Source organism: Parvibaculum sp., assembly GCF_035325945.1.
Lineage (GTDB): Bacteria > Pseudomonadota > Alphaproteobacteria > Parvibaculales > Parvibaculaceae > Parvibaculum.
Window position 1 is genome coordinate 119820 of record NZ_DAOKYX010000005.1, and the last position, 11509, is coordinate 131328.

13 protein-coding genes are annotated in these 11509 nt (G+C 65.8%); all 13 read right to left on the reverse strand.

Annotated elements, in window-relative coordinates; translation table 11 throughout:
- Positions 1-398, reverse strand: a 398-nt coding sequence (locus tag PKA57_RS04955) for an acyl-CoA dehydrogenase family protein (RefSeq protein WP_324298099.1), incomplete at its 3' end; no start/stop codon positions are given.
- Positions 399-411: 13 nt separating this feature from the next.
- Positions 412-1569, reverse strand: coding sequence for an acyl-CoA dehydrogenase family protein (locus tag PKA57_RS04960; RefSeq protein ID WP_324298101.1), 1158 nt, complete (start codon positions 1567-1569; stop codon positions 412-414).
- Positions 1570-1618: 49 nt separating this feature from the next.
- Complete coding sequence (locus PKA57_RS04965; protein WP_324298103.1) at positions 1619-2422, reverse strand: SDR family NAD(P)-dependent oxidoreductase; 804 nt, start codon at positions 2420-2422, stop codon at positions 1619-1621.
- Positions 2423-2550: 128 nt separating this feature from the next.
- Entirely contained in the window at positions 2551-2763 is a 213-nt protein-coding gene (locus PKA57_RS04970; RefSeq protein WP_324298105.1) for a hypothetical protein, read from the reverse strand.
- A 125-nt stretch (positions 2764-2888) separates the two neighbouring features.
- Positions 2889-3068, reverse strand: a complete 180-nt coding sequence (locus PKA57_RS04975; protein ID WP_324298107.1) for a hypothetical protein — start codon at positions 3066-3068, stop codon at positions 2889-2891.
- 99 nt (positions 3069-3167) lie between these two features.
- Entirely contained in the window at positions 3168-3608 is a 441-nt protein-coding gene (locus PKA57_RS04980; RefSeq protein WP_324298109.1) for a hypothetical protein, read from the reverse strand.
- A gap of 68 nt (positions 3609-3676) precedes the next feature.
- On the reverse strand, positions 3677-4387 hold the full coding sequence (locus PKA57_RS04985; protein WP_324298111.1) for a DUF2793 domain-containing protein: 711 nt from the start codon (positions 4385-4387) through the stop codon (positions 3677-3679).
- The gene (locus tag PKA57_RS04990) at positions 4380-8306 is read right to left on the reverse strand and encodes a glycoside hydrolase TIM-barrel-like domain-containing protein (protein WP_324298113.1); all 3927 of its coding nucleotides are present in this window, start codon (positions 8304-8306) and stop codon (positions 4380-4382) included. Before PKA57_RS04990 ends, PKA57_RS04985 begins: the two co-directional genes overlap by 8 nt.
- 41 nt (positions 8307-8347) lie before the next feature.
- Positions 8348-8809 (reverse strand): NlpC/P60 family protein, encoded by a 462-nt coding sequence (locus PKA57_RS04995; RefSeq protein ID WP_324298115.1) that lies wholly within the window; start codon positions 8807-8809, stop codon positions 8348-8350.
- Entirely contained in the window at positions 8787-9668 is an 882-nt protein-coding gene (locus PKA57_RS05000; RefSeq protein WP_324298118.1) for a DUF2163 domain-containing protein, read from the reverse strand. Before PKA57_RS05000 ends, PKA57_RS04995 begins: the two co-directional genes overlap by 23 nt.
- A gap of 27 nt (positions 9669-9695) precedes the next feature.
- Positions 9696-10334, reverse strand: coding sequence for a DUF2460 domain-containing protein (locus tag PKA57_RS05005; protein WP_324298120.1), 639 nt, complete (start codon positions 10332-10334; stop codon positions 9696-9698).
- Complete coding sequence (locus tag PKA57_RS05010) at positions 10334-10972, reverse strand: phage tail tape measure protein (protein ID WP_324298122.1); 639 nt, start codon at positions 10970-10972, stop codon at positions 10334-10336. Before PKA57_RS05010 ends, PKA57_RS05005 begins: the two co-directional genes overlap by 1 nt.
- 162 nt (positions 10973-11134) lie before the next feature.
- Complete coding sequence (locus PKA57_RS05015; protein WP_324298124.1) at positions 11135-11338, reverse strand: hypothetical protein; 204 nt, start codon at positions 11336-11338, stop codon at positions 11135-11137.
- Between the last annotated feature and the right edge of the window lie 171 nt (positions 11339-11509).

Consider the following 11509-nt stretch of genomic DNA (forward strand, 5'->3'; position numbering starts at 1 on the left):
GCATGGCTCGCATTGCGTCCCCAGGGCACGCGCTTCGCCGTGCCGGTCAGCCGGCCGCCATTCAGCTTGAAATTACCTTCCATCACCGTGACGACGCCTTCGGGCATGGTGATGCCGGCGCGGCCGAGCACGAAGCCCGCGAGGATCGCTTCCGCGAGCGGCACCGGCGCCGCATGCGCGCCCGCAGCCTTGAGCACGACATGCGCATCGCTCCATGTCGCGCCGGCGCCTTCCTGCGCTTCCGGCAGGAGAATGCGCGTCATGCCGTTTTCGACCAGCGCATTCCAAAGCGCCTCCGGCCAGCCGCCCTCCTCCGCGCTCTGGATCGCCTGCTTCGTCGAGTGATCGTCAAGAAGCTTCGTCACACTCGCATCGAGGATCGTCTGCATCTCGTTCATCATGTCTCTCCTCTCAGCGAAGACCGAGGCCGCGGGCAATGATCCCGCGCAGAATTTCGCGCGTGCCGCCGCGCAGCGAGAAGGAGGGCACGGTCTGGGTGAGATAGCCGAGCACCTGCTCGAAGTCGCTGCCTGATCCGATGGTCGGCTCCATCCCGAGAATTTCGTGCGCCTTCACCGGCATGTCCTGCTCGAAGCCGGTGCCGAGGTCCTTCACCACCGAGGCTTCGAGCGCCGGGTTCTCGCCCTTGTCGAGCATGCCCGCGACCGAGAGCGACATCTGCCGCAGCGTCACGAGATCCGCGACGAGCCGGCCGATTTCCCGCACGCCTTCGGTTCCGCCGCGCTTCTGCAGCTCACGGATCATCTCGACGAGAAGGATGAAGCTCGAAAGATAGCGCTCCGGCCCCGATCGCTCGAAAGCAAGCTCGGCATTCACCTGCGCCCAGCCGGACCCTTCCGAGCCGACGAGCATGCCCTCCGGCACAAAGGCATCCTCGAACACAACCTCGTTGAAATGGGCGTTGCCCGCGAGGTCCTTGATCGGGCGGATGGTGATGCCGTCCGTGTTCTTCAGATCAACGAGGAACTGCGTCAGGCCCGCATGTTTGTTGTTCGGGTCCTGGCTCGTGCGGAAAAGCGCGATCATGTAATGTGCCTTGTGCGCGTTCGAGGTCCAGAGCTTCGTGCCGTTGACCCTGTAGCCGCCATCGACCTTTTCAGCGCGCGTTCGCGTGGCCGCGAGATCGGAGCCCGAATCCGGCTCCGACATTCCGATGCAGAAGAAGCACTCGCCGCGCGCGACTTTCGGCAGGATGAGCTGGCGTTGCTCTTCCGTGCCGAAATTGAGGAGCAGCGGCCCGGACTGCCGGTCGCCGATCCAGTGCCCACCAACGGGCGCGCCTGCCGCGAGCATTTCCTCCAGCACGACGTAACGGTCAAAGGCGGAACGCTCATGCCCACCATAGCGCTTCGGCCAGCGCATGCCGATCCAGCCGCGTTCCCCCATCTTCCGGCTGAACTCGGCGTCAAAACCCATCCATGTCTGCGCGCGCGTCACGGCGGGCACGTGCCGCAACTCCTTGTCGAGGAATTCGCGCACCTCCTCGCGGAGACCCTTCGTTTCCTCGGGCAGTTCGCACAGGTCAAAGCGGAACGTCTGCATCGTCATTCCCGTTCAAAAGCTGCAACTCAAAAAACCAATTTGCCGTGTCGTCAATTCAGACCGCCAGCGCCGTCGTGCCGCCATCGATGCGGAGATTGAGCGCGGTGAGCGCGCCCGCGCGCGGCGACGCGACGAAAGCGACGAGATCAGCGACCTCCGCTGGCGTCGTCACCCGCCCGGTCAGATTGTTCATGAAGGTTTTCAGTACATGGGGCTCGACCTCTTCCCATGTCGTGCCCCAGCCCTTCTCATAGCCCTGCGCGAGAAAGCGCTCCTCCACTTCCTTCGTGCGGATGAGGCCGGGGCTCACAATGTTCACGGTGATGCCGGTGTTGGCAAGTTCCTTTGCGAGGCTCACCGTCATGGTGACGAGTGCGCCCTTCGCCGCATAATAATGTGGCATGCGCGCCGCGGGCTCCGTCGAGCCGATCGTGCCGAGCATGATGATGCGGCCCCAGCCGCGTTCTTTCATCGCGCCGATCGAAAGCCGCGCCATGCGCACGGCCGAGAGCACGTTCTTCTCATAGGCGTCGATCCAGTCCGGCGTTTCCGTGCGCGTCCATGAGCCAGCCTCGGCGATACCGTAATTGTTGACAAGAATGTCGATGGCGCCCGCCGCCTGCCTGGCCGCCTCGTATGCCGCCTTCGCCCCCTCGTCCCCGGTGATGTCGCCCGCGACGGCGACGGCATGCCCGCCCGCCTCACGAATATCGGCGGCGACGGTTTCGGCCTCGCCGTCCGCCATGCCATGCACGACCACGCGCGCGCCTTCCCTGGCCAGCCGCTCGGCGATAACCCGGCCCGTGCCGCGATGCGAGCCGGTCACCAGAGCGGTCTTGCCTGTGAGTTGAAGATCCATCGCCTCCCCCGGATTTGCCGTGAAGCCCTTCGGGCTCCGCATATTTGGCGCGAAGTCCGCTGAGCGGCAAGCACGGGAAAGGCCCGGTCACGCAAAAGATGATGCGAAAATGCAGAGCGGGCGAGATGTCAGAATTCCGCTGCGGCAACGGGCGCGGGCACACGGTCGCCCAGCAGGTTCGGGAAGGCGCGGCCCGTATAGACGCCGGCTGCGAAGACGACGAAGGTCGCCACGAGAATGCCGAGGATCCTCATCCAGGGCAGTCTGCGCCGGGGCTCGCTGAAGATCATCCGGCGAGAGCCGAACATTCTGCGCGAGGAAAAAAGTCTGCCGCCAGCCATGGACCCTCATGCCCGCCAGGATGTACCGCATACGGCACGCGATCCGTCCGCGTTCAGGGTCGTTATAGAACTTCGGGGAGATGGCGTCACCCTCCAACGGCCGTTCACGCGACGGCAGGCGACGCTCAGAAGCCCGCTGCCGCGACCTGGGCTGCGGGTGCTGTCGGGCCGAAAGTGAAGAGGTCGGGATAGGCGCTGCCCGTATAGACGCCTACGGAAAATACGACCGCGCCCATGCTCGCAAGGCCGAGCAGGATGGCGAGAGGCCGTCTTGAACGGCGCTGATAAAATATCTTCCGCTGCATCGAGTTCCACCGGAAGCAGGACAAGGATGCGTAAACGCTATCGTCTCTTCGTTGACGAATTGATAACGCCCCGCCCCGCCTGCGAGCCGCGACAGGGCATCACTCCGGCGCATAGAAGAAGCGCCGTCCGATCAGGGCGCGAGGCTCAGCGTCCCTCGCCCAGCAGGGCCAATCGTCATGGGCATGGAACTTCGTCGCGCCCCGCGTCGGGTCGTCGAGGTCGCCTGCGAGGATGAGGCAGAGCAGCGCCAGCGAACGGCAGAATTCCGCATCGGCAAAATCGGCATTGATGCGGTTGCCGCATGCGAGGGCGATGCCCGGCGCAGAGGCGGCTTTCCCCTCGCCCCTGCCACGCGCGTTGACGAGCATCCAGGCGAAGGCGATCCGCCCCTCTTCGCTGTCATCCACCGCCTCGCGGCACAGCTTCCGCGCAAGGAGGAGCATTTCGGCGAGATCGGGTGGGTCGGCGCGCGCGCAATTCTCCGCCCGTGAAGAGCGGTTCATCGTCTGGTGCATGGGATTTCCGCTGTACTTAGGCATTTATTCCCGCTTTGTTCCAAGCGGCTGGATTGTCAGGCACGACCCTCCTGCCTGCCGCCCCTTCTCCTTCAGTTGTCGGGGCCGGTCAGGGCGATGTAGTGAATGGCGAGGCGAACCCGGCCGCCGGCGAAGGCCCCGCCCGCGGAAGAAATCTTCAGCGGCGTTGTCGCCCAATAGGTGACCGGCGTGCCGGAAGGGCCGATGACAGTCGATCCTTTGGCGACGCCGATACCGTTCCCGTAGCGCGTAGCATCGGCAGCAACGCCGAGGTTCCATGAGGTTGCGCCGGTGATTGCGGTCAGGACACGTCCCGTGACCCCGAACACGATCGCGCGTTCGGGTATGGCTAGGCCGGTGTCGTTCGTCGTGCCCGCCGTCAACTCATGTTCGCCTTCGACGATGCCGAACTCGGTTGCCGCGCCGTGCGAGCTTTTCGCCGTGGCGTTCTCCTTCCGCCAGCCCGTGCCGTCGTGAAGAACGAGATCCCCCGTTCCCTCGTCATGGGCACGCCAGCCTGCCTGCGGCGCGAAGAACTGCCACGCTCCATCCGTGAAGGCGGCGACCTTGCGGTCCGCGCCAGTCCACTTGCCGGTCGCGTCCGGCCCGACGATGTAGCGATCGCCTTCGCCGGGGCTTGCGGGCGGAGCCGTCAGCGTCCTGCCCTTCACCGAAAGATGCACCAGCGCGTCAAGCGCGCGCAGCGCCTCGTTCACCGTCACATGCTTCTGCGCCTGTGCGGATTCCAGATAGGGCAGTTTCAGATGCGTGGTATCAGACATGAAGCGTCGCCTCTCTCATCGTGCCGCGCCCGAAGCTGCGGCTGATTTGCGCGACCCTCACATCGAGCGTCGCAATATTCGCCGTCCCGAAATCCTTTTGCTGCATGGCCGTGGAATAGATCGCCGTCGCCGTCAGACTGTCGAGCGTTCGGATGGCGATGCCGTTCTTCAGAATATCCACTTCATAGCGCTCCTCCTCCTCGCCGAGCGGCACGTCCATGCCTTCCCAGCTATCGCCACCGATCCGTGTACGCCTTATCCATGTGATCGAGATGGCACCGTCCGCGAGCCTTCGCCCCCGCAGATGAACGGGCGAAAGCGGCCGCAGCCCGATGCCGCCGAAGCTCCGCGTCTCGCGCCTGTAGCTTTCATCGTCGATCGGCTTCGATGCCGGACCATAGGCCCATATGCGCGCAAGCCCTCGTTCGGCGTCGCTCATGCCAAGCTCGGCGATGGCCCCGTCGAGCAGAACGAAACGCGCCCCCTCCGCCAGCGGCCGGCGCATCGCCGCTTCCGTTCCTGCCTGTCCGCGCAACAGCCCCGTCAATTCATAGCTGTCAGGCGCAACGAGCTTCGCATCGAGGAACTGGATCACCTCGAACTCGCCCTCCGGCGTTTCGAGAGCGGCAGCATTGGCGCCCGCCAGCATCGCCGCCTCGCTCGCCGAGCTGAGCATGCCCGATGAGAGACTGACGGCGAGCATCTGGCTCCGGTCCCAGCGCCCCGTTACGCCCGGACCGAGCGCCGATAGAGTCCGTCCGAGCGTCGCGGGCTTCGTCACCAACCTGTCGAAGGCGAAGCCGGTGCCCGTCGCGCTCTTGTGAAAAGCGACGGCGCCCGGCCAGGGTTCCGCCGCCACGGCGACGCGCGGCGCATGCGGCGTCTCGGTTCCCTCGAGCAAGGGCAAATCGAGAAAGACGGCGAGCGGCGCGCCGTGGCTCTCCGGGCTCACGGGCCGATAGTTTCGCGGCGGCGCGGCGGACGGGCCAAAAAGGCTCGCCTCGGACGCGACCGCCCTCGCCTCGCGCCAACCGGCATCGGTGAGCGCGGTGAGCCGATAGCGCGCGCGCCGCTCAGGTAGAAAAAGTTCCACCACATCGCCAGGATCGAGCGCCAGCCTGCTCGGCGGCAGCTTGAGCGCCGCGCTTTCGCGCTCGACCCAGGCTTGCTGCAACCAGATGTCTGCGACGCCCTGCGCATCGTCATGCGTCATCACGATCGGCAGCGCCGCGGCGGCAACGCGCTGGCTTGCGACCGACAGGCGCCGCGCCTCGACCGCCGCCTGCCGGTAGTCGAGGCCGCCATCGATGAAGGTGAGCTTTGCCGAGAGCGGCAGTTCGGTTTCCTGTCCGCGCTTGAGTTCATAGCCCTGCGCGGCGCTCGCCTCCTCGACCGCAAGGTCGGCGGGCGTCAGCGTCAGCGCAGGCCGGGCGGCGAGATGCCGGAAGCGGACCCTGCCTTCCGCTTCCGCCGCATCGAAGAAGCGCGCCAGCATGAGCGGCTCCAGCGCCTGACGCGGCGACATGATCCGGTCGATGGCAAAGCCCTGCACGATGCCCGAGAGTTCCGAGACGTCGAAATCGGTGAAGCCCACATCGCCCATGATCGCGGCGACGAGATCACCAAGCGGCACCGCGCCGACCCTGCCATTGAGCCAGTGGCCGCGCTGCCAGTTGGCGCCGTCCGCCCAGATGTCGGTGCGATCGGGAAAGGCTGGAAAGGGCCGTGCATCCCAGGTCCAGAAGAAGATGTCTTCGGGCGCGATCATGCGCTTGCCATAGACGGCCGAGAGCGGATTGTGCGCGCCGCCCTTGCCCCAATGGTTCATCATCGCCTCGATGAAGCGGCGCTGGATGAAATCGTCGCGCGTGCCGCGCGAGAAATGCGGCACCGCGCTTTCGGACGATTTCGCATCGACGAAGACGTTCGGCTCGTTCGTCCCCTTGTCGATTGCGGGGCATCCCGCTTCGGTGAGAACGATGGGCTTGCCCTCTGGCACCCACGCCGTCGGCGCCGCTCTCTCGACACCACCCGGCCTGTCGTGATGCGCGTTCGCCCACCAGCCACGCAGGTCCTTCGCGCGATAGACCCATGGCTTTCCATGGGCGCCATCGGTGATGGGCGAGCGTCGCTGCGCGGCCCGGTCCGCATCGCTCGCATAGTACCAGTCGAAATTCTCGCCCGCGCCGAAGCGCGACGTCAGATAGTCGAGGTCGTAGATCGAGGATGCGATCCGGCCATCGAGATGGTCGCCCGACGAGCGCCAGTCGGTGAGCGGCGGGTAGTAGTCGATGCCAACGAAATCGACATTGGGGTCCGCCCAGAGCGGATCGAGATGAAAAAACACATCGCCCGATCCGTCCTGCGGCTGATGGCCGAAATATTCCGACCAGTCGGCCGCATATGAAATCTTCGTGGCCGGACCGAGAATTGTCCGCACGTCGGCGGCGAGCGCCTTCAGCGCCGCGACGGCGGGATAGGTCGAGGCATCGCTGCGGATTTGCGTGAGGCCCCTCAGTTCGGAGCCGATGAGGAACATATCGACCCCGCCCGCCGCGACGCAAAGATGCGCGTAATGAAGGACCATCCGGCGATAGGACCATTCCGCCGGCCCGGAATAGGCGACGCCCTCTCCGAGCCGCGTGAAATGGCCGGGCGCGGCCGTGCCGAAGAAGCTTGCGACCTGGGTCGCGGCGGCGCTCGCCTTGTCCGCGCTGCCGGGGCGGCCCGCTGCTGGTGCGCAGGTGATGCGGCCGCGCCAGGGATAGGCAGGCTGGCCTGCCGCGCCCGTATAGGGATCGGGGAGCGCGTTCCCCGCCGGAATGTCCATCATGATGAAGGGATAGAAGACCGCGCGAAGACCGCGCGCCTTGAGATCGCGGATGGCGCGAATGACCGAGCGATCGGATGGCGTGCCGCCAAAGGCGGGCCGCCCGTCGACTGAGCTCACCGCTGCCGCGCCGCCGCGCGAAAGTCCCGAGACGCTCCATTGCGCGGGCATGGTGATCTTCCAGCCCGTCTCGACCTTGGGCTTCACCGTGCAACGGCCGCAGCGCAGATCGTCGCCGAACCAGGATACGACGAGCGACGCGCTGCCGACATTCGGGCAGGCCGCTTGCAGTTCGTCCATCGCGGTGACAAAATCGGCCTTTCCCGCGTTGCCATGCGCGTTCACCGCGCGGCTCGAAACTTCGCTCAGGATCTCGCGCACGGTCTCGGTGTCGTAGACGAATTCGCCCGCGCCGGGGATGACGGTCACGGCGCGGATCGACGCTTCCACGTCGCTCAGTGAGCGAAACACCTCGAATGAGAGCTGCGGCACGCGATTGCCGAAGGGCGAAAGGTCGAGTTCCTCGAAAACGACATAGGCAAGCCCGTGATAGGCGGGCGCCTCGCCTTCCACCGCCTCGATGAGCGCATCTGGTTCTTGCGTCTCCTCGCCGCGGTGCAGCCGCCAGTTGATGTCGGCAAGCGACAGCGGCTTGCCATCCGCCCAGACGCGGCCGATCCGCGTTACCGGCCCCTCGCAAAGCCCGATGGCGAAGGATGCGGTGTAGCTGTATTCAGTGACGCTCGCGCCGCCACCACCGCCCTTGCCGCCGCCTGCCTCTCGCGTCGAGGCATGCTCCCTGAATTTCGTCGCCCAGATGATCTGGCCGGAAAGCCGCGCGCGGCCATAGAGGCGCGGTATCGGCGCACCTTCCGTCGAGGCCATCACATGCAGGTCGGAAAGCCGCGGCCCTTCGGCATTGGCAAGCGTGGGACCGAAAAGCGCCTGATCGACATAATTGCCGATCCCCGCGCCGATCGCGCTGCCGAGAGCCGCGCCGCTCACCGTCGCGCCGAGGATGTTCAGGCCCGCGGGCAGAAGCGCGCTGCCGAGCGCCGCGCCCGCAGTTGAAAGAATGAGTGTCGCCATGTTCGCTTTCGTTTTCCGCCGTCGCGTCGCGCCGGCCGGGATCAGTCCATCACGCGCGGAAAGCGGAACGCATAGGCAAGCCGCGCCCGCCACCAGGGCCCAATTGTGGTTTCAACGACGGCGCGGCCCGAATAGGCATGCACCATGCGTTCCGCCGTGACGAGAATGGCGGCGTGCTTCGCCGGTCCCCGCGCCCGCATGCGGAAAAGCACGACATCGCCCTCGCGCGCTTCATCGGCGGCGATCTCGATCATGTGTCTGCGCGCCGCATCCGCCATCGTCTCCTCGCAGGCTCCGGGCGCCTCGGCCCAGTCCGGCGTATAGGCAGGCGGCGCTTCCGGCTCCTCGCCATAGAGATCGCGCCAGACGCCGCGCACGAGGCCGAGACAATCGGTGCCCGCGCCCCTTGCGCTCGCCTGATGCCGGTATGGCGTGCCGATCCAGTCGCGCACCGCGCGGACGATATCCGCTCGCCTGACTTCAGTGCCGCCTGCCGCCGTCATTTGCGCCTCCGGCCGATGGATAGGACATGACGAAATCATTTCCCGGCATGTGCGGGAAACCACGAAAGCGGACCGCGTTCGAGAATTTCGCCCGGCATGTGGCGAACTGCTTGTCGCAGCCGGCCATGACCTCGAATGTGTCGCCCGCCGCCACGCCGCGCGCCATGGGCTGCCACAGTTCGATGAGCGCGCCGCCCGGCGCCGGGGCGTGCAGCTTCACCTCCATGCTCGTATCCGCATTGGCGCCACTCTTGAAGCGGAGCCGCCCGCGCTCGAACCAGCCTTCGACAAATCCCGCAAGCCCGTCCGCCGTGAGAATACGGTCATCAGCCGACGAGATGACGACGCCGTTCGCCGTCAGCGCGCCGGGGTCGAGGCCGCAGCGCCCGTCGCCGAGATCGGCATCGCATCCATATTGATAGATCCGCCCGACAGGCTGGTTCAGCCGGTGCGCCAGACCGCGAAGCTCCGCCGCAAAGCCCGTCGCGCCGCGCGTCACCTGGCCGAGATTCCCCCTTCGCATCAGCACGCGCTGGTCGGTGTCCTGCCAGTTGACGCGCCAGACCTCGATCTCGGCGTCGTCATAGAGGCCGGCCGCGAGATCGCCGTCATTGAGCCGCTCCGAGGAGAGCGCGCCGAGCACATCGAGATTGTCGACCGCGAGCCCCGCGCTCGTCTCGATGGCGCTTGCCGTCAGGCCCGCCGCCGCTTCGAAGGTCACGCCGCCGAATGCGAGATCGCCATCGTGATCGGTAAAGCCCATGACGACGCCGTCACGCCGGACCAGTTTCCAGCAATGGCAGAGCGTCGTCACGCCGCTTGCGAGATGGGCCGCAAGAGCTGGCGATAGCGTTTTCATGATTGCACCTTTTGCCCCCGCCGCGCTTCAGGCCCTGATCTCGATCACCGGAATGGCCGGTACCGAGCCCGCCTCGAAGGCGGCGAGATTGATCTCCAGAAAATCCGTGTCGAAGCGCACCGGCACGTCGAATTCATAGCCCGCCGTGACCGCCGCGCCTGAAGGCGGTATCGCGCCGCTGACAAAAGTCACGAGCCCCGTCGACGCATCTAGCGCGAAATGCGTACCCTCCATCTTCTCCACGCCATCGACCGCCACGCGCAGCGTGCCTGCGACCGGTTTCCTGATCGCGCGTTCGAAGCTTGCGCCGCCCGAGCCATAGGTCTTCACCAGTTGAAATTCCGCCCGGGCGCCGTCACCCGTTCCGATCACCTGATCGAGCGGCGAAGTCGCGCCGCCCGGCGCACAGGATTTCCAGTCCGCCCGGTCCTTCCACCGGAAGCCATGAAGCCGCCCACCCCGCGCCTCGAAGAATTCGATCAGCATGTGGAGATCGTCGAGACCTCGCACGCCCGTTCCTGCATTGTATCGCCTGCGCGAACCCGCCCAGGGGCTGTTGCGCTCCTCCGCACCGGAGCCGAGTGTCACGATTTCTGTGCGACGCTCTGGTCCCCCGGTCGAACCGAATGAAATCGCCAGCGGAAAGCGAACTTCGTGAAATGCCATCAGAGGTTCCTCGCGCCGCGTGCCGCCACGCGATTGAGCATCGCGGCGATTTGCGTTTCCGAGCGGCGGAAGCTTTCGGCATCGCTCGCCGTTACGTTGAAGTGGATTTGCACCGGCTGCTGCGCGCCTGCCGCCGCAACGCCGAGCCGCCCGTCGCTCCCGCGTTGCAGTGGCAATATCGCTTCGGCGCCCGCCTCGCCCGCGAGTCCCGCTCCGTTCCTCAATGGAAAGAGTAATGGGCTCGAGATCACGCCGCCCTTGGCGAAGGGTTTCACATGGCCGCCTGCGAACACGTTGCCGTCGGCGCTGGCGACGAGCGAGCCGAGCGCGCCTGAAAGCGAGTTGCCCAACGAACCGGCAAGCGAGTTCACCGCGCCCTTCAGGACGAGAGCGGAAAGATCGAGCGCGAGTTTCCGAAGCGTGTCGGAAAGCGAGCGGCCTTTCAGCGCCACGCTGTCGAATGCGCTTCCCAGCGCCGTTCCGAAGTCGCGCCCGCCTCCCGCCGCCCTCCGGTACTGCTCGGTCACCGCGGCGAGCGTGCGCGTCGTCTCGATGCCGAAACTCGCCGTCGCACTCGTCGCATCCTGAAGCGCGCGCGCGAGCGTCGCGGCATCGCCCGTCGTCATCTGTTCGTTCATCGACTTCCTTCCTGTCTGCATGCGGCGCGCAACCCGTCGCGCAATGTCGCGTAGTCGGCAAGAAAACGTCCGGTCATGGATGCGGGCCCGAGCCGATCGAGTTCATCCGCCATCGTGGCCTGTTCGGCCGGTGTGTAACTTCGCAATGGAATGCAACCCGGTTCAGAAACTCCCGTCGCGCAGCCTGCGAGTGACATCAGACTGATTGCGAGGCCCCATGGACATCGCTTCCTCGATTGCATTGCGGACCTCCATCTGACGCCGGAGCCTCGCGACCTCGGCACGATCACCTGCCCAGAGAAACGTCACCATGGCGGATGCGAATTGCGCGGCGAGCGCCACGATTTTTTCGAGCACACCGATCATGACAACCTGTCCGTCTGCCCCGTGTGGAGCCGCGCCTCGATCATTCGCACCAGATGCGCGCCATCGAGCCCCAGCGCCTTGATCGCCTGCGGCACATGGGCGAGCGCGTAATTCGCGGCCGAGGCGACAAGCTCGCTGCGAACCGCGACCGCGCCCCTTTCCGCTCCCACC